At 68.5% G+C, this 16173-nt stretch carries 16 protein-coding genes; 3 read left to right on the top strand and 13 right to left on the bottom strand.

Annotated elements, in window-relative coordinates:
* Window positions 1-34: 34 nt before the first annotated feature.
* Window positions 35-1129, bottom strand: coding sequence for an anhydro-N-acetylmuramic acid kinase (locus IEY36_RS17615; RefSeq protein WP_188969149.1), 1095 nt, complete (start codon window positions 1127-1129; stop codon window positions 35-37).
* 60 nt (window positions 1130-1189) lie between these two features.
* Here IEY36_RS17615 and tyrS point away from each other — a divergent pair, with 60 nt between their 5' ends.
* Window positions 1190-2422: a tyrosine--tRNA ligase gene (gene tyrS / locus IEY36_RS17610; protein WP_188969015.1), complete on the top strand. Its 1233-nt coding sequence runs from the start codon at window positions 1190-1192 to the stop codon at window positions 2420-2422.
* Window positions 2423-2585: 163 nt separating this feature from the next.
* On the opposite strand, the gene IEY36_RS17605 is transcribed toward tyrS, so the two are convergent.
* The 10 genes from IEY36_RS17605 to folK all read right to left on the bottom strand — a co-directional run bounded on the left by IEY36_RS17605 (window position 2586) and on the right by folK (window position 13400).
* A complete protein-coding gene (locus tag IEY36_RS17605) occupies window positions 2586-3728 on the bottom strand; it encodes an alpha/beta hydrolase (protein ID WP_188969013.1) in 1143 nt (380 codons plus the stop codon).
* Between the two features lie 72 nt (window positions 3729-3800).
* Window positions 3801-6023, bottom strand: coding sequence for a DNA topoisomerase IV subunit A (parC, locus tag IEY36_RS17600; RefSeq protein WP_188969012.1), 2223 nt, complete (start codon window positions 6021-6023; stop codon window positions 3801-3803).
* 87 nt (window positions 6024-6110) lie between these two features.
* On the bottom strand, window positions 6111-6860 hold the full coding sequence (recO, locus tag IEY36_RS17595; RefSeq protein ID WP_188969147.1) for a DNA repair protein RecO: 750 nt from the start codon (window positions 6858-6860) through the stop codon (window positions 6111-6113).
* Between the two features lie 16 nt (window positions 6861-6876).
* Entirely contained in the window at window positions 6877-7773 is an 897-nt protein-coding gene (gene era / locus IEY36_RS17590; RefSeq protein WP_229681389.1) for a GTPase Era, read from the bottom strand.
* On the bottom strand, window positions 7770-8438 hold the full coding sequence (gene rnc, locus IEY36_RS17585) for a ribonuclease III (protein ID WP_188969008.1): 669 nt from the start codon (window positions 8436-8438) through the stop codon (window positions 7770-7772). Before rnc ends, era begins: the two co-directional genes overlap by 4 nt.
* The gene (gene lepB, locus IEY36_RS17580) at window positions 8435-9187 is read right to left on the bottom strand and encodes a signal peptidase I (RefSeq protein WP_188969006.1); all 753 of its coding nucleotides are present in this window, start codon (window positions 9185-9187) and stop codon (window positions 8435-8437) included. Before lepB ends, rnc begins: the two co-directional genes overlap by 4 nt.
* Before the next feature lie 89 nt (window positions 9188-9276).
* Window positions 9277-9684 (bottom strand): holo-ACP synthase, encoded by a 408-nt coding sequence (gene acpS, locus IEY36_RS17575; RefSeq protein ID WP_188969004.1) that lies wholly within the window; start codon window positions 9682-9684, stop codon window positions 9277-9279.
* A gap of 118 nt (window positions 9685-9802) precedes the next feature.
* Complete coding sequence (locus IEY36_RS17570; RefSeq protein ID WP_188969001.1) at window positions 9803-12085, bottom strand: RelA/SpoT family protein; 2283 nt, start codon at window positions 12083-12085, stop codon at window positions 9803-9805.
* 8 nt (window positions 12086-12093) lie between these two features.
* Window positions 12094-12486, bottom strand: coding sequence for a DNA-directed RNA polymerase subunit omega (gene rpoZ, locus IEY36_RS17565; RefSeq protein ID WP_188968999.1), 393 nt, complete (start codon window positions 12484-12486; stop codon window positions 12094-12096).
* Between the two features lie 407 nt (window positions 12487-12893).
* Window positions 12894-13400 (bottom strand): 2-amino-4-hydroxy-6-hydroxymethyldihydropteridine diphosphokinase, encoded by a 507-nt coding sequence (gene folK / locus IEY36_RS17560; protein ID WP_229681388.1) that lies wholly within the window; start codon window positions 13398-13400, stop codon window positions 12894-12896.
* A gap of 70 nt (window positions 13401-13470) precedes the next feature.
* On the opposite strand from folK, the gene IEY36_RS17555 reads away from it, so the two are divergent.
* The gene (locus tag IEY36_RS17555; RefSeq protein ID WP_229681387.1) at window positions 13471-14142 is read left to right on the top strand and encodes a LabA-like NYN domain-containing protein; all 672 of its coding nucleotides are present in this window, start codon (window positions 13471-13473) and stop codon (window positions 14140-14142) included.
* Window positions 14139-14777, top strand: a complete 639-nt coding sequence (locus tag IEY36_RS17550) for a uracil-DNA glycosylase (RefSeq protein WP_188968996.1) — start codon at window positions 14139-14141, stop codon at window positions 14775-14777. The genes IEY36_RS17555 and IEY36_RS17550 overlap by 4 nt, the downstream gene beginning before the upstream one ends.
* Here the strand turns inward: IEY36_RS17550 and IEY36_RS17545 are convergent.
* Both IEY36_RS17545 and IEY36_RS17540 read right to left on the bottom strand, forming a co-directional pair.
* Window positions 14769-15326 carry a glutathione peroxidase gene (locus IEY36_RS17545; RefSeq protein ID WP_188968994.1) on the bottom strand — a complete coding sequence of 186 codons (558 nt, stop codon included), beginning with the start codon at window positions 15324-15326 and terminating at the stop codon, window positions 14769-14771. The genes IEY36_RS17550 and IEY36_RS17545 overlap by 9 nt on opposite strands.
* The gene (locus IEY36_RS17540) at window positions 15319-15987 is read right to left on the bottom strand and encodes a sulfite oxidase-like oxidoreductase (protein WP_188968992.1); all 669 of its coding nucleotides are present in this window, start codon (window positions 15985-15987) and stop codon (window positions 15319-15321) included. The genes IEY36_RS17545 and IEY36_RS17540 overlap by 8 nt, the downstream gene beginning before the upstream one ends.
* Window positions 15988-16173: the final 186 nt, after the last annotated feature.

Raw genomic sequence — 16173 nt, 5'->3', positions numbered from 1 at the left:
AGGCTTTCAGGCCCGCGCGGGGGCGGAGCCGCTGTTACAACAGCGACCCCAGGATCCGCCCGCCCACCAGCGGCCGCGGCACCCCGGTCGTCCCCGGGAAGGTGATCGGCAGCTTGCGCGCCACCCGGGCGGCCAGCAGGCCGAAGGCCTGCGCCTCCAGCGCATCGCCATCCCAGCCGGCGACCTCGACCGGCCGCACCGGTTCCTCCAGCGCGCCGGCCAGCGCCTTCATGATCGCCGGGTTGCGCCGCCCGCCGCCGGCCACCAGCCATTGCAGCGGCGGTTCTGGGAACAGCCGCGCGGCGGCGGCCACACAAACCGCGCAGAAGGCGCACAGCGTCGCGGCGCCATCGGCGGCCGACAGCTCCGCCGCCCCGGCTTCCTTCAGCGCCCGGTCGAAATCCAGCCGGTCGAGCGATTTCGGCGGCGGCGCCGTCAGATAGGGATGCGACATCAGCCGCCCGAGCACCGCGCCATCGGCCTGCCCGGCCAGCGCCAGCTTGCCTGCCGCGTCGTAATCCTTGCCGGTGTGCTGGCGCGCCCAATCGTCGAGCGGGCCATTGGCCGGGCCGGTGTCGAAGGCCAGCATCTCGCCATCCGGCCCGAGCCAGGTGACGTTGCCCACGCCGCCGAGGTTCAGGATCGCCAGCGGCTTGGGCAGCGGTGCGGCGAGCGCGCGATGGAACACCGGCACCAGCGGCGCGCCCTGCCCGCCCGCCGCGACATCCGCCGAGCGGAAATCATAGGCGACCGTCATCCCGGTGCGCCGTGCCAGCGACACCGCATCGCCCACCTGCCAGGTGAAGGGCGTGATGTTGCGCCCCGCAACCGGCGGCCGGTGCAGGATGGTCTGGCCATGGAAGCCGATCAGGTCGGCATCGAGGCCCAGCGCCTCGACCGCTTCCGCGTGGCGGTCGGTGAGGCGCTTCACGGCGTCCAGCAACTCCGGGTCGTCGTCCCGCAGTGTCTCGGCGCGGTCGAGCAGCGCCCGCAGCGCGCGGCGCAGTTTGGGGTCGTAAGGCAAGGTCAGGCGCGGGCCGAGACGGGCGATCGTCTCCCCGTCCGTCTCCAGATAGGCAGCGTCCACCCCGTCCAGCGAGGTGCCGCTCATCAGCCCGATGGTTCTCAGCATGCGGTTGACGTGCTAGCCCCCCAGCCCTTCGGGCGGAAGTCCCGACGTGTACAGGATATGACAATGAGCGGTCCGACCAGCGACTTCCTGCGCATTGCCAAGGAACGCGGCTACATCCACCAGACCTCTGACGAGGCGGAGCTGGATGCTGCCCTGCTGAAGGGCGGCCTCGTCGCCTATATCGGCTATGACTGCACGGCCGACAGCCTGCATGTCGGGCACCTGATGCCGACCATGCTGCTGCGGCTGCTGCAGAAGACCGGTGGGCGGCCCATCGCGCTGATCGGCGGCGGCACCACCAAGGTCGGCGATCCCTCCGGCAAGGACGAGGCGCGCCAGCTGCTGACCGACGAGGTCATCGAGGCCAACAAGGCCGGCATCCGCCGTACCTTCGACGCGCTGCTCGACTTCGATGCGGGTGCGATGATGCTCGACAACGCCGCGTGGCTGGATGAGCTGCGCTACATCCCCTTCCTGCGCGATGTCGGGCGGCATTTCAGCGTGAACCGCATGCTGACCATGGACAGCGTGAAGCTGCGGCTCGAGCGTGAGCATTCGCTCTCTTTCCTCGAATTCAACTACATGCTGCTGCAGTCCTACGACTTCCTGGAACTGCACCGCCGCCACGGCGCGGTGCTGCAGATGGGCGGGTCGGACCAATGGGGCAACATCGTCATGGGTGCGGAGCTGATCCGCCGCATGGAAGGCGGCCATGCCCATGTGCTGACCACGCCGCTGCTGACCACCGCCTCCGGCGCCAAGATGGGCAAGACCGCCGCGGGTGCGGTGTGGCTGAACCCGGACCGCCTCAGCCCCTATGACTACTGGCAGTTCTGGCGTAACACCGAGGATGCCGATGTCGGCCGCTTCCTCGCCCTGTTCACCGAAATGCCGATGGAGGAGGTGCGCCGCCTCGCCGCCCTGCAAGGCGCCGAGGTGAACGAGGCCAAGAAGATCCTCGCGACCGAGGCGACCGCCCTGCTGCATGGCCGCGCCGCCGCCGAGACCGCCGCCGAGACCGCCCGCAGGGCGTTCGAGGAAGGGGCAGCGGCGGATACCTTGCCCACCATCACCGTGGCGCTGCCGGCAGCCTATATCGACCTCGCGGTGCAGGCGGGTCTCGCCGCCTCGAAGGGCGAGGCGCGGCGGCTGATCGTGCAGAACGGGCTGCGGCTGAACGACGTGGTGGTGACGGATGTCGGCGTCACCGTCACCGAGGCCGACCTGCGCGATGGCGCGGCAAAGCTGTCGGTTGGGCGCAAGCGTCACGTCCTGGTGCGCGCCGCCTGAACCACAGGGGGACCGGCTGACCGTTCCTTGGCGCACCCGGACGCCGGCCGGTGGCCGCCCCGGAGCGATTTCCGTTCGCATTGGCTTACGGAAGCCGTTCCCGGGCCATGTTTGGGCGAGCATCGTCACCCGACCGGATGCTTAAACCTGATCGGGGTCCGCGCTACACGCCCGTGAAGGGCAGGATCTGGTGCCGTGCCCTCTCCTGCTGGACCTGGTCCGCCGGATCGAGCACGACGCGTCCCGCCGGTTCGCGCCCGGCCAGCACCTCGGCGAGGTCCATGCGCGCCTTCTGGTCGTTGCGATAATACTGGTGCTCGACGATGTCCCATTCGGTGCCGCCGACGGTGAATAGCTGCGGCTTGGATTGCGGCGCCTGCAGGCCGAGGAAGTAATCCACCACCGTCACGCCCTTCGGCAGCAGTGACAGCTCCGATGGCCCGAAATGGCCGAGCCGGCGCGAGCCTTCATTGGCAATGCGACTGGCGATGCTAAGCGTGCTGTCGCGGCTGGTGATGACGGTCACGCCACTGGCCAGCAAGGCGATCTCGCTCAGCGGTTCGTCAGGATTGAGCATAGTGTGCGGCACGTCCGAGGCGACCAGGACGGCGTGGTCGAAGGTGCCCGCCATCGGGGCCGTCAGCAGGCCGTTGCGCATGACCGCAAGCCCGGCTGACAGAGCGAGGTTGCCCATGCTGTGCGCCAGCAGCACCATGCGCGGCAGGCGGCGGCGCTTCTTCGCCCGCAGCCGGGCGCGATTGATCTCCCGCAGGAGGCGCGACAGGGCGCCACCCGCCGCCATCGCATCCGACTGGTCCGATCGGTATTGCGAGATGGCGGCACCGACCAGCGCGGCGAGCTTCTGCGGGTCGATCACCATGCCGTCCGACGGCCAGGAGAAGGCGAAGGGTGCGAGCGCCACATGGCCGCTGTAGAATTCGGTGATCTGGGCGCCGCGCTCGATGGCCGAACCGAAGCTGTTGGCGAAGCCGTGAATGTAGAACAGCGCCACCGCCTGCCGGTCCACCGCATTGTCGAGCCAGGCATCCAGCAGTTGCGCCGCCGAGCCGGCATCCGGGTCCTTGAAGTCGTCGTCACCCGGGATCTCAGGATGCGCCAGCAGGCGACGGCGGGCCTCCGTGTCATTCGGGTCGCCGATCATCTCGACGCTCGCCTTGCCAAGCCAGAGCCGGCGATTGTCCGGCTCCTCACCGCTGATCGCGTCGAAGGCATCCGAATTGCGCCGCCGGTTGGTGGCGTAGAAGACGGTGAGGGATTTCGGGTCCGTTGCCGGGCGACGTGCCATGGATTCGTTCCTCCTATGGAAGAAACCCTGCGCCGTCGCGGGCCGCCCTGACAAGGGGATGGTGCGGGGCGGCTACTCGAACCGGTTCGCCTTCGGGAAGCCGTTCGGCGGCTGCTTGCCCGCGCCGGCACGGTTGCCGGCCCAGGGGCGCAGATCCGTTTCCGTCCTTGTGCGGCCGCCCAATGTCCAGGTCAGGCCCTCGGCCTTGCGGAACACCTTCACATCCGACAACCCGCCGTCCCGATAGGCCTGCAACTGCACGCCGCGGCCGCGCGTCATCTCCGGCACCTGGTCGAGCGGGAAGACCAGCAACTTGCGGTTCTGCCCGATCACAGCAACGGCGTCGCCATCCACCGGGGTGCAGACAGCGGCCTCGACCGGCGGATCGACATTGAGCACCTGCTTGCCGGTGCGCTTCTCCGCCAGCAGGTCCTCGCCCTTCACCACGAAGCCCTTGCCATCCGACGCAGCGAGCAGGAAGCGCTTGCCTTCCTCATGCACGAACATCGTCACCACGGCGTCCTCATTGGTGAGGTCGACGATCAGGCGCACCGGCTGGCCGTCGCCGCGGCCGCGCGGCAGGGCATCGGCCTTCAGCGTGTAGGCGCGGCCATTGGTGGCGAAGATTACGATTCGGTCGGTCGTCTCCGCATGCAGCGCGGCGAGCAGCCCGTCGCCTTCCTTGAAGCGGATCTCGCCATCGAGCGGGATGTGCCCCTTCTGCGCGCGGATCCAGCCCTTCTCAGACAGGATGACGGTGATCGGCTCGCGTTCGACGAAAGCGGTCTCGTCCACCAGCACGGCAGGCAGGATGCGGCCCGTCTCGGTGCGGCGCTTGCCGAGCGGGCCGTCGCCGAACTTGACGCGCGTTGCGGCGATTTCCTCGGCGATGGCATCCCAGCGCTTCTTCTCCGACCCCAGCAGGCCCTGGAGCCTCTTCTGTTCCGCGGTGAGCTTCCTGTGCTCCTTGCGGATCTCCATCTCCTCCAGCTTGCGCAGGGCGCGCAGGCGCATATTGAGGATCGATTCCGCCTGGAGATCGGTGAGTTCGAACCGCGCCATCAGCACCGGCTTCGGCTCGTCCTCGCTGCGGATGATGCGGATCACCTCATCGAGGTTGAGATACGCGATCAGGTAGCCGTCAAGGATCTCCAGCCGCCGCGCGATCGCCGCCAAGCGGTGTTCGGCGCGCCGCACCAGCACGACATGCCGATGGTCGAGCCAGGAGCGCAGCACTTCCCGCAGCCCCATCACGCGCGGCGTGCGGTTGGCGTCGAGCACGTTCATGTTCAGCGGGAAGCGCGATTCCAGCGCGGTGGCGCGGAACATCGTCTCCATCAGCACGGCGGGTTCGACGGCGCGGGTCTTGGGTTCCAGCACCAGGCGGACGACGTCGGTGCTCTCGTCGCGCACATCGCCGAGCAGCGGGAGCTTCTTCTCCTCCAGCAACTGCGCGATCTGTTCTATCAGCTTGGCCTTCTGGACCTGATACGGGATCTCGGTGACGACGATCTGCCAGGTGCCGTTCTTCAGCGCCTCGCGTTCCCAGCGCGCGCGGACGCGGAAGCCACCGCGGCCGGTCTCGTACGCGTCGCGGATGGCTTCGGCCGGTTCGACGAGCACGCCGCCGGTCGGGAAATCCGGGCCCTTGATGTGGGCGAGCAGATCGGCATTCGGGTCGGCGATCAGCGCCAGCGCCGCGTCGCACAGCTCCCCCGCATTATGCGGCGGGATCGAGGTCGCCATACCCACCGCGATGCCCGCCGCGCCATTGGCCAGCAGGTTCGGGAAGGCCGCTGGCAGGACGATCGGCTCGCGTTCCTCGCCGTCATAGGTGGCGCGAAAATCGACGCTGTCTTCCTCGATGCCCTCGAGCATCGCCTTGGCGACCTCGGTCATGCGCGCTTCGGTGTAGCGCATGGCCGCAGCGTTATCGCCGTCGATATTGCCGAAATTCCCCTGACCTTCGACCAGCGGGAAGCGCGCGGCAAATTCCTGCGCGAGGCGCACCATCGCCTCGTAGATCGAGCTGTCGCCGTGCGGGTGATACTTGCCCATCACGTCGCCGACGATGCGGGCGCATTTCTTGAAGCCGGTGGCCGGGTCCAGGCGAAGCTGGTGCATCGCCCAGAGCAGGCGGCGATGGACCGGCTTCAGCCCGTCCCGCACATCCGGCAGCGACCGCGCGGTGATGGTGGACAGCGCATAGGCGAGGTAGCGCTCGGACAGCGCATCGGCGAGCTTCGTCTCGCGCGTCGCGCCGCCTTCGGGCAGGTCCTTGATGTCGTCGGGCATGGGTCTGATTCGTGCTTCGTTCTCGTTCGCGGATCTACACCGTCAGGGCGCGCGGCGCCACAGCCAGCGTCGCGGCCGAGCCCATCGTCAATCCAAGGCGGCCTCGCCCCCGGCCAGCGCCGCCACCCGATCCGCCAGCCGATGCCGCGCCTCCGGCACCGGCCGGTGCCGCGCGCCAAACGCGTCGCGCTCCAGGAAATGCCCGGTCAGCCGTAGCCCGGCATCCCAGGCGGCCGGGTCGCCAGGGTCGTCGCCGGCCAGCAGGAAGCCCGGTAGCGACAGCAGGCGGTCGATATAGGGCGCGGCCGCCTCGGCGCTGACCGCCCGGCCGGTGCGCGGCGAGACATGGGTCAGCCCCTCCCGCGCACCCGTCACCGCGCAGGCGGACAGGTCCAGGCCGTAGCCGAGTTCGGTCAACACCAGCGATTCCCAGCGCACATAATCGGCCATCACACCCTCCGCGCCGCCGGCCAGATGGGCAATGACGGAGACCAGCGCATGGAAGGCGCGTGGATGCGGCTCGCGTTCCGGCAGGGCGTCGGCGGCGATGGCGCAGGCCGAGGACAGCAGGGCGAGCGCCAGCGGGTCCTCCATCGCCAGCGCGGCGGCGGGGTGGACCATCTCCCCGCTCAGAGCGCCGAGCTGGTCCGCCAGGCGGGCGATCCAACGCGCCTCGATCAGATTGCCCGGCAGCCACAGCCCGGCCTGGGCGCGGGAGGCTCCGCCCTTCGCCAGCCCGGCATGGCGGCCGTGCTCCTCGGTCAGCAGGGTGGCGACGGCGCCACCTTCGCCCAGCGGGCGGACCTCCAACACGATGGCGGGGGCGGCCCATTCCACGCTCATGGCGCGGGCGTCAGCCCATATCCTCGAGCCCGATCGCCCGGATGCGCGCCCGTTCCTCGTCCCACCCCGTGCGTTCCTTCACATTCAGGAACAGGTGCACCGGTCGTTCCAGCAGCTTGGTCAGCTCGATCCGCGCCGACTGGCCGATGGTGCGGATGCGGCTGCCCTTCTCGCCGATGATGATGGCCTTCTGCGTCGCGCGGGAGACGTAGATGGTGCAGTCCACCCGCACCGAGCCGTCATCATTCTCCGTCCACTGTTCCGTTTCCACGGAGGCATGGTGCGGCACTTCCTGATGTGTCTGGCGCAGGATCTGCTCGCGCACGATCTCGGCCGCCAGCATGCGGTTGGGCAGGTCCGACAGTTCATCCTCGGGGAACAGGTAGGGCCCTGGCGGCATCGCCGCGGCCATGCGGTCCTGCAGGCGGTCCACCCCCTCCCCCTTCTCGGCCGAGATCATGAAGGTCTCGGCGAAAGGCAGTATGGCATTGAGTTCCGCCGTCAACGGCAGCAGCCGCTCACGCGGGATCAGGTCGGTCTTGTTCAGCGCCAGCCAGATCGGGTGGTGCGACTTGGCCAGCCCCTCTGCGATCTTGCGCACGGCGTCGGTCAGACCGGCCCGCGCATCGACCACCAGCAGCGCGATATCGGCATCCTGCGCGCCGCCCCAGGCGGCGGCGACCATGGCGCGGTCCAGCCGCCGGCGCGGCGCGAAGATGCCCGGCGTATCGACCAGAATGATCTGCGCCCCGGCATGCATCACCACCGCACGGATGCGGAAGCGCGTGGTCTGCGGCTTGGGCGAGACGATGGTCACCTTCGCCCCGGTGATCCGGTTCACCAGCGTCGATTTACCGGCATTGGGCGCGCCGACGATGGCAACCAGGCCGCAGCGTGTCGTGGTCATGTCTCGACCCCCAAAAGCCATGCTTCAGCTGCGGCGAGTTCCGCCGCGCGCTTGGAATCACCCGTGCCCTCGGCCTCGCGCCCGGCGGCCAGCACAGCGATGACGAACAACGGCGCATGGGACGGCCCGGCCGCCGAGACAAGCCGATACTGCGGCAGTCCGAGCCCGCGCCCCAGCGTATATTCCTGCAGCCGGTTCTTGGCCGAGACCGGCGGCTTCACATCGGCATCAAGCAGCGCCACCCAATGGCGGCGAATGACGCCGCGCGCCGCCGCCAGCCCACCATCGCGATAGATGGCGCCGAGCAGCGCCTCCACCGCATCGGCCATCACCGTCTGGCGCGCGCGCAAGCCGGTACGCTCCTCGCCAGGCGGAATGCGGATCGCCTCACCCAGCCCCATCGTCTCGCCGACCCGGGCGAGCGCCTCGGAGGCCACGACGGAGGAAAGACGACGCGTGAGGTTGCCCTCGCGCTCGGCCGGGAAGCGTTCGATCAGCCATTCGGCCATGACCAGGCCGAGCACCCGATCGCCAAGGAATTCCAGCCGCTCATTCGAATCGAGTTGCCCGCCCCGTGCATCGGCAGCGGAGCGATGCGTCAGCGCTTCCGTCAGCAGGTCGGGATTGGCGAAATGGTGGCCGAGACGGTCCTCGATGGCGCTCATCGGACGCCGGAGAAGATCCGGCTCCAGCGGATGGCGAAGGGCCAGCCCCAGACCTCCCACCAGGAGGCGGAGCCATCCACGGAGAAGAAGATGAATTCCGCGCGGCCGACGAGGTTTTCGATCGGGATGAAGCCCACCGAGTTCATCGCCCGGCTGTCGAGGCTGTTGTCGCGGTTGTCGCCCATCGCGAAGACGTGCCCCGGCGGCACCAGATATTCGATGGTGTTGTCGAAGGGCCCGTCATCCGTCGATTCGAGGATCTGGTGCGTCACGCCCGACTGGCCGTTCGGGCCCGGCAGGGTCTCGCGATACATGTTCACGGTGATGCGCGGGCCGTCGCCATCGACCGTGTAGGGGCCGACCAACTCGCGCTGGACCCGCTCCCCGTTGATGTAGAGCCTGCCCGCACGAACCTGGATGCGGTCGCCGGGCAGGCCGACGATGCGCTTGATGTAATCCGTGGTGCCGTCGCGCGGCAGCTTGAACACCGCGACATCGCCGCGCCTCGGCAGTGAGCCGAAGATCCGCCCGCTGAACAGGTTGGGGCTGAACGGCATGGAATGCCGCGAATAGCCGTAGGAGAACTTGGACACGAAGAGGTAGTCGCCCACCAGCAGGGTCGGGATCATGGATCCGGATGGGATGTTGAACGGTTCAAAGGCGACGGTCCGGATGCCGATCGCGATGAGCGCGGCATAAAGGATCGTCTTGACGCTTTCGAGCCAGCCGCCAGTCTTCTTCTTCAACATGGGATGAGGTGCTTTGACGGCCTGGTCAGGGGTGGTCCCCGCGTCGGGCGGCGCGGAGACGGCAGGGAAAACAGCGGGGCGGCGCTCTGTCAAGGAAGGGGAACCGCGGTGATCACCACCATGGCCTGGGCGTAGGGAAATTCGTCGGTCATGGTCAGCGCGACGTCGGCGCGATGCCCCGGCGGTGTGATGGCCGCGAGCCGCGCCGCCGCGCCACCGGTCAGGCGCAGGGTCGGCTGCCCGGATGGCAGGTTGACCACACCAAGATCACGCCAGAACACACCGGCCCGAAAGCCGGTGCCGAGCGCCTTGGACGCCGCCTCCTTGGCCGCGAAGCGCTTGGCATAGGTGGCGGTGCGGATGCGTTCGGCGCGCCGCTCGGCCTTGGCGCGCTCGACCGGCGTGAAGATGCGGTCGAGGAACCGGTCGCCATGCTTGGCGATGGTCTTTTCCAGACGCCGGATATCGAGAATATCCGACCCTAACCCAATGATCATCTTGCTGGCCCGTACTTGACGCTGGGTCGCGCCTGCCGCGCCGGGATGGCCCTGGTGACAGACAAAATAAGGAGGGGGTGCGGGGGAGTTCCCTCCCCTGCCCTTGGGTCACACACGATCATCCCTTGGACCGATCCACCTGCGTCACCCCCGTGCAGGCGCGCAGCGCGGCGAGGATGGCGGCGAGATGCGCGGTGTCGCGCACCTCGACATCGACCAGCACCTCGCACCAATCCCCGGCGCGGTTGAGGATGCGCAGATTGTTCACCGCCCCTTCCTGCCGCGCGATCGCCGTGGTCAGACTGGCCAGGGTGCCGGACTTGTTCTCCGCCGTGACCTCGATGCGCCCGACATGGCTGCCGCGAACGCCGTCATCATATTCCCAATCCACATCGATGAAGCGTTCGGGCGTGGCGGAGAAGGCTTCGAGCCCGTGGCAATCGTTCTTGTGGATGGTGACGCCGCGGCCCGTGGTGACGATGCCGACGATGCGGTCCCCGGGCAGCGGGTGGCAGCAGCCGGCAAAATGCACCGCCATGCCGGCGACGAGGCCGGTGATCCCCATGGCCACGTCGCCACGACGCGATGGCGCGCTGCGGTCGGCCTTGCCGGGCGTGAGCATCGGCCCGGCGCCGAGGCGGCCACGCGGGCGGGCCAGCGGCATCTGGTCGATGGTGCGTGCCGGGGTGCGCAGTTCCGGCACGGCGGCGGTCAGCACGTCGCGCGGGGTGAGGTTGCCCGAGGCGACGGCGACGCACAGCGTCTCGAAATCCGGCTGCTTCAGCACCTTGAGCGCGGGCTCGACGAGCTTCTCCGAGAAGTCGAGCCCGGCGGCGCGGAATGCCTTGGCGATGGCGGCGCGGCCGTCTTCCTTCTGCGTCGCGCGCTGGCGGGCATGGATGAAGCGGCGGATGCGCGCGCGCGCCTTGCCGGTGGCGACGAAGCGTTCCCAGGCCGGGTTGGGCGTCCCGCCGCGGGCAGTGATGATCTCGACCTGGTCGCCGTTCTCCAGCGGGTGGCGCAGCGGCACGATCTTGCCGTTGACCTTGGCGCCGACCGTGTTGTCGCCGACCTGGGAATGCACCTGATAGGCGAAGTCGACCGGCGTGGCGCCGCGCGGCAATTCGATGAGGTCGCCCTTGGGCGTGAAGCAGAAGACCTGGTCGCGATGCAGTTCGAGCTTGGTGTGGTCGAGGAAGTCCTGCGGGTCGGAGGCGGATTCCAGGATTTCCAGCAGGTCGCGCACCCAGGGGTAGCGCTTGCGGTTCGGCGCCGTGCCCTCGCCCTGCTTGTAGATCCAATGGGCGGCGACACCGAATTCGGCGACCTCGTGCATCTCGCGCGTGCGGATCTGCACCTCGATCTTGGCATTGCGGCGCTCAGGCACCGTCACGCCGGTGTGCAGGGACTGGTAGCCGTTGGTCTTGGGCGTGCTGATCCAGTCCTTGAAGCGGCCAGGCACCACACGATAGGCCGAATGAATGCCGCCGAGCGCCGCATAGCAATCGTGCTTGTCCTTCACGATGACACGGAAGGCCATGATGTCGGACAGTTGCTCGAACGCCACGTTCTTGCGCTGCATCTTGAGCCAGATGGAATAGGGCGATTTCTCGCGCCCCTGCACTTCCACCTGTTCCACGCCGTTCTCGGCGAGGACGCGATGGAGGTCCTGCTCGATCTCCTCGATCAGGTCGGCACCCTGGCCACGCAGATAGGTCAGGCGCGCGGCGATGGTCTGCCAGGCATCCGGGTTCATCTCGCGGAAGGAAAGCGTCTCGATCTCGGTCTTGAGCGCGTCCATGCCGATGCGCTCGGCGAGCGGGGCGTAGATTTCCAGCGTCTCGCGCGCCGTGCGCATCCGCTTCTCAGGGCTGCCCTTGCCGCCGATGGTGCGCATGTTGTGCAGCCGGTCGGCGAGCTTCACGAGCAGGACGCGGATGTCCTCGCTCATTGCCAGCACCAGCTTGCGGAAATTCTCGGCCTGCTTGGTGCGTTCGGATTGCAGTTCGAGGCGCGTCAGCTTGGTGACGCCATCGACCAGCCGGGCGACTTCCTTGCCGAAGCGCTTCTCGATCTCGGCGAGGCTGACGCCGGTATCCTCGACCGTGTCGTGCAGCAGCGCGGTCACGACGGTCGCGGTATCGAGCCGGTAGCTCGCCAGGATCTCGGCCACCGCGACAGGATGGACGATGTAGGGCTGGCCGTCCTCGCGCCGCTGCGGGGCGTGCGCCTCGGCCGCCAGCGCGTAGGCGGCCTCGATCAGCTTGACGTCGGCGCGGGGGTCATAGGCGGCGACCTTGCGGGCGATCTCCGCGCCCGGATTGGTCGCCACCTGGGTGCGCAGCCCCTCGGGGGCCTGCGCGGGGCCGGAACGTCGGGAGCCGCTGGCGCCCTGGCCCATGGCGCGGCCTAGCGCTTGCCGCCCAGTTCCGCAGCGATCGCCGCCTCGATGTCGTCGGGCGAAAGATCGTCGGCGCCGGCATCCGGCAGGGCTTCTTCCTGCACTTCCATGATGCCGAAGATGTTCTCGTCGGTGGCGATGATGTCCATCACCTCCTCCTCGGCGGGCTCGGGCTCCGGCGCGCGGGACAGCGACTTGATCAGGTCGCCTTCGAGAGCGGCGAGTTCCACCTTCTCCTCGGCGATCTCGCGCAGGGCGACGACCGGGTTCTTGTCGTTGTCGCGCTCGACCTCGATGGCCTCGCCGCGGGCGATGTTGCGGGCACGCTGGGCGGCGATGAGCACGAGCTCAAAACGGTTCGGGATCTTCTCGATGCAGTCTTCGACGGTGACGCGCGCCATGGAGGCTCCAAACACGTTTGGGGGCGCGCGGAAGGGGGTTCCGGGCGCCCGGAAATGCCGGTGAACCCTCCACATAGCCATGGGTTCGCTGCACCGCAAGGTGAAAGCGGGTTTTTGCGACAGGCGACGGGCGGACCGGGAAGGGCTTTGCCCCTCCCGGACCCTCCCCACCAAAGGCCTGAGGGCCTCTGGAGACCTCGAATTGGCGTGGGGCCCCACCAGCCTTGCCAAGACGAAGAAGTCGCGCCGGGCAGAGTGCCCAGGAGGTTGCCTGGCACTGGGCGGGACGGCTGTGCCGCTCCCGCGAAAACCCTCCCGTCGGCAAGCTCCCATGTCTGTCGCTTCGCAACATCAATGGGTCCCGGTGACGGGTCGAGGTCCGGTGAGGAGCAAAACCCCTGCATGCCCTATGGCAGCCGGCGGATCTCCTGCGGCTCCAGCGCCGCGACCAGCGCCTCGACCGACTGCCCCAGCACCGGATGCACCCAGCCCGGCGCCACCTCGGCCAGCGGCTGCAGCACGAAGGCCCTCAGATGCGCCCGCGGATGCGGCAATACCAGCCCCGGCCCACGAAGCACGCGCCCACCAACGTCAATCAGGTCCAGGTCCAGCACCCGGGGCGCATTGACGTAGGGCCGCACCCGACCGGCCGCATCCTCGATGGCATGCAGGGCGGCCAGCAGCGCCTCGGGCGCCGCCTCCCCCTCCAGCCGTGCCACGCCGTTGATGTAGGGGGGCGAGCCGGGGTCGGGTGGAATTGGCGCCGACGCCCACCAGGACGACACGCCCGCCACCCGCATGCCGGGTATCCGGCCGAGTTCGCTCACCGCCCAGCGGCAGGTCTCGATCGCCGGCGTGCCATCCAGGCGGGGCAGATTGGCCCCGATTGCAACCAACGCCATCTCAGCAACCATGACAGTTCGCCGCGAATTGTGTAGCGGGCACACATCCGCGCCACTTCGGGTGTCGGAGGAGGCTGATTCAATGGCGGGCGACATGCGGCGATCAGGTGGGGCGGAACGGGTCGGATTGTTCGTGGATGGCGCGAATCTCTACCACACCTCGCGCGCGCTGGGCTTCGAGATCGATTTCGCCCAGTTGCTCGACTATTTCCGCGGCGGCACCTACCTCGTCCGTGCCTTCTACTACACGGCGCTGATCGAGACCGAGGACTACTCCCCGCTCCGTCCGCTGACCGACTGGCTCGCCTACAACGGCTGGCAGGTCGTCACCAAGCCCGCCAAGCAGCAGACCGACCCGACCGGACGGCTGCGCCTGAAGGGCAACATGGATGTCGAGCTCGCCGTCGACATGCTGGAGATGGCGGTGCATCTCGACCATGTCGTGCTGTTCTCCGGCGATGGCGATTTCCGCCGGCTGGTCGAGGCCGTGCAACGGATGGGCGTGCGCGTCACCGTGGTCTCCTCCACCCGCGCCCAGCCACCGATGATCGCCGACGAACTGCGCCGCCAGGCCGACAACTTCCTCGACATCGCGGATATCGCGCCCGAGATCGCCCGCCGCCAGGTCGAATCGCGCGCCCGCCCGGCCACCGCTGCCCCCGCACCTGCGCCGGCCGCCCCTGCGCCACGGCCGACCCGCGCGACCCCCGCCGATCCCTTCGCCGACACGGAGCTGCCGGAGCCGGAGGCATGATCGAGGCGCCCGCGCGCGACTGCCCGCTATGTCCGCGACTGGTCGAGTACCGCCGCGCCAATCGTGCCGCGAACCCGGCCTGGCACAATGCGCCGGTGCCCTCCTGGGGGCCGGCCAATGCGCCGCTGCTGGTACTTGGCCTGGCGCCGGGCGTGCGCGGGGCGAACCGCACCGGGCGGCCCTTCACCGGCGACTACGCGGGCAAGCTGCTCTACGGCACCTTGCTGAAGTTCGGTGTCGCCCGCGGCGAGTTCCGTGAGGACCCGAATGATGGGATGGAACTGCTCGGTTGCCGCATCGCCAACGCCGTGCGCTGCGTGCCGCCCGAGAACCTGCCGACGCCGGCCGAGATCCGCACCTGCAACGGCTTTGTGAAGGCCGAGCTGGCCGGGATGCCGAAGCTGCGCGCGGTGCTCGCACTCGGTGTCGTGGCCCATGCCGCGTTGCTACGGGCCAAGGGCATTCCGGCGTCACGGTATCGCTTCGCGCATGGGGCGATCGCCACGCTGCCGGACGGGCTGCTGCTGGCCGATTCCTACCATGTCAGCCGGTACAACACCTCGACGAAGCGACTAACGGCAGAGATGTTCGAGGAGGCGGTGCAGGCGCTGCTGGCGCGGCTCGGCTCAGACTGAAGGCGCGGCCAGCGCCGTCTCGATGGCGCGCAGCATCTCGATGCTCTCCGGCTGCACGCCCGTGGCGAAGCCGCGCACTGTCCGCCCGTTCCGCGCCACCAGGTATTTGTGGAAGTTCCAGCGTGGCTCCCCGCCACCTTGCTCGGCCAGCCAGCGGAACAGCGGCACCGCCTGCGGCCCCCGGACATGCGACAGCGCGGCCATCGGGAACTCGATGCCGAATTGCGCGTCGCAGAATTCGCGGATGCGCCGGTTGTCGTCGCTTTCCTGGTTAAAGTCGTTGGACGGCACGCCAACCACGGTGAGTCCGCGCGCCTGGAAGCGGTCATGCAGCCGCTGCAAGGCCGCATACTGCGGGGTGTAGCCGCAGAAGGAGGCGGTGTTCACCACCAGCAGCACCCGCCCGCGCCACGCGGCGAAGTTGAGTTCGCCGCCCTCCAGCGAAGGCAGCCGGAAGCCATAGGCATCAGCCCCGGATGCGGCGGCCATCAGCAGCGGCGCGGCCAGGATCGCGCGGCCCAGTATCGCGCGGCGACAGGCATCAGCCATACCGCTCCTCCGTCCAGGGATCGCCGTGGTTGTGGTAGCCGCGCACCTCCCAGAAGCCGGGGCGGTCCTCGGCGAGCAGTTCCACCCGCGTCACCCATTTCGGGCTTTTCCAGAAATACAGCTTGGGCAGCACCAGGCGCACCGGCCCGCCATGCTGGCGCGCGAGCGGCGCGCCCTCCCAGGCATGGGCGAACATCACGTCGGCCTCGGCGAACTCGTCCAGCGTCAGGTTGGTGGTGTAGCCGTCGTAACAGGTCAGCGAGACGAAGCGCGCCTCGGGCTTCGGCCTGGCAATGTCGAGCAGGTCACGCACCATCACCCCGGTGAAGCGGTTGTCGTAGCGCGACCATTGGGTGACGCAGTGGATGTCGCGCACCATCTCGGTCTGCGGCAGGGCCATGAAGCCGTCCCAGTCGAGCGCGATGCGGTTCTCGACGAGGCCTTCCACCCGCAGGCGGAACTTCTCCTTCGCCACATCCGGCTGCACCCCGAGGTCGAGCACCGGCCAGTCCTTCACCAGCGTCTGGCCGGGCGGCAGGCGGTCGCGCGTCGGGTCGGCATGGGTGCCGGTCAGCAGCCGGCCTTCCTCGGCCCAGCGTTCCTTGGTGCGGATCAGCTTGTCCTTGACCGTACCGGTCAGGGGAATGTCGTCCTCGGCCATCGGGTCCTGCCTTGTCATGCCGCGCCGCGGCGCGCCGTGGTTAGAGCAGATCGCCTTCGGATGGAATCATCCGAACGCGTGAAGATGCTCGCCAACCAAAACCTGGCGTCAGCGGTGGGAGCGCAGCATGCCCCAGGTGGCGCGGGCAGGTTGCAATGCAAGATGCCCCGGGGTGCGCACGGCATG

This window comes from Neoroseomonas lacus (assembly GCF_014644535.1).
GTDB lineage: Bacteria > Pseudomonadota > Alphaproteobacteria > Acetobacterales > Acetobacteraceae > Neoroseomonas > Neoroseomonas lacus.
The sequence above is the reverse complement of the archived record's forward strand: the minus strand, read 5'-3'. Positions and strand labels throughout refer to the sequence as shown.

Coding starts and splice junctions, on each gene's coding strand:
- tyrS (WP_188969015.1), top strand. CDS start 1,190: ATGACAATGAGCGGTCCGACCAGCGACTTCCTGCGCATTGCCAAGGAA.
- IEY36_RS17605 (WP_188969013.1), bottom strand. CDS start 3,728: ATGGCACGTCGCCCGGCAACGGACCCGAAATCCCTCACCGTCTTCTAC.
- parC (WP_188969012.1), bottom strand. CDS start 6,023: ATGCCCGACGACATCAAGGACCTGCCCGAAGGCGGCGCGACGCGCGAG.
- era (WP_229681389.1), bottom strand. CDS start 7,773: ATGACCACGACACGCTGCGGCCTGGTTGCCATCGTCGGCGCGCCCAAT.
- rnc (WP_188969008.1), bottom strand. CDS start 8,438: ATGAGCGCCATCGAGGACCGTCTCGGCCACCATTTCGCCAATCCCGAC.
- lepB (WP_188969006.1), bottom strand. CDS start 9,187: ATGTTGAAGAAGAAGACTGGCGGCTGGCTCGAAAGCGTCAAGACGATC.
- acpS (WP_188969004.1), bottom strand. CDS start 9,684: ATGATCATTGGGTTAGGGTCGGATATTCTCGATATCCGGCGTCTGGAA.
- IEY36_RS17570 (WP_188969001.1), bottom strand. CDS start 12,085: ATGGGCCAGGGCGCCAGCGGCTCCCGACGTTCCGGCCCCGCGCAGGCC.
- rpoZ (WP_188968999.1), bottom strand. CDS start 12,486: ATGGCGCGCGTCACCGTCGAAGACTGCATCGAGAAGATCCCGAACCGT.
- folK (WP_229681388.1), bottom strand. CDS start 13,400: ATGGTTGCTGAGATGGCGTTGGTTGCAATCGGGGCCAATCTGCCCCGC.
- IEY36_RS17555 (WP_229681387.1), top strand. CDS start 13,471: ATGGCGGGCGACATGCGGCGATCAGGTGGGGCGGAACGGGTCGGATTG.
- IEY36_RS17550 (WP_188968996.1), top strand. CDS start 14,139: ATGATCGAGGCGCCCGCGCGCGACTGCCCGCTATGTCCGCGACTGGTC.
- IEY36_RS17545 (WP_188968994.1), bottom strand. CDS start 15,326: ATGGCTGATGCCTGTCGCCGCGCGATACTGGGCCGCGCGATCCTGGCC.
- IEY36_RS17540 (WP_188968992.1), bottom strand. CDS start 15,987: ATGGCCGAGGACGACATTCCCCTGACCGGTACGGTCAAGGACAAGCTG.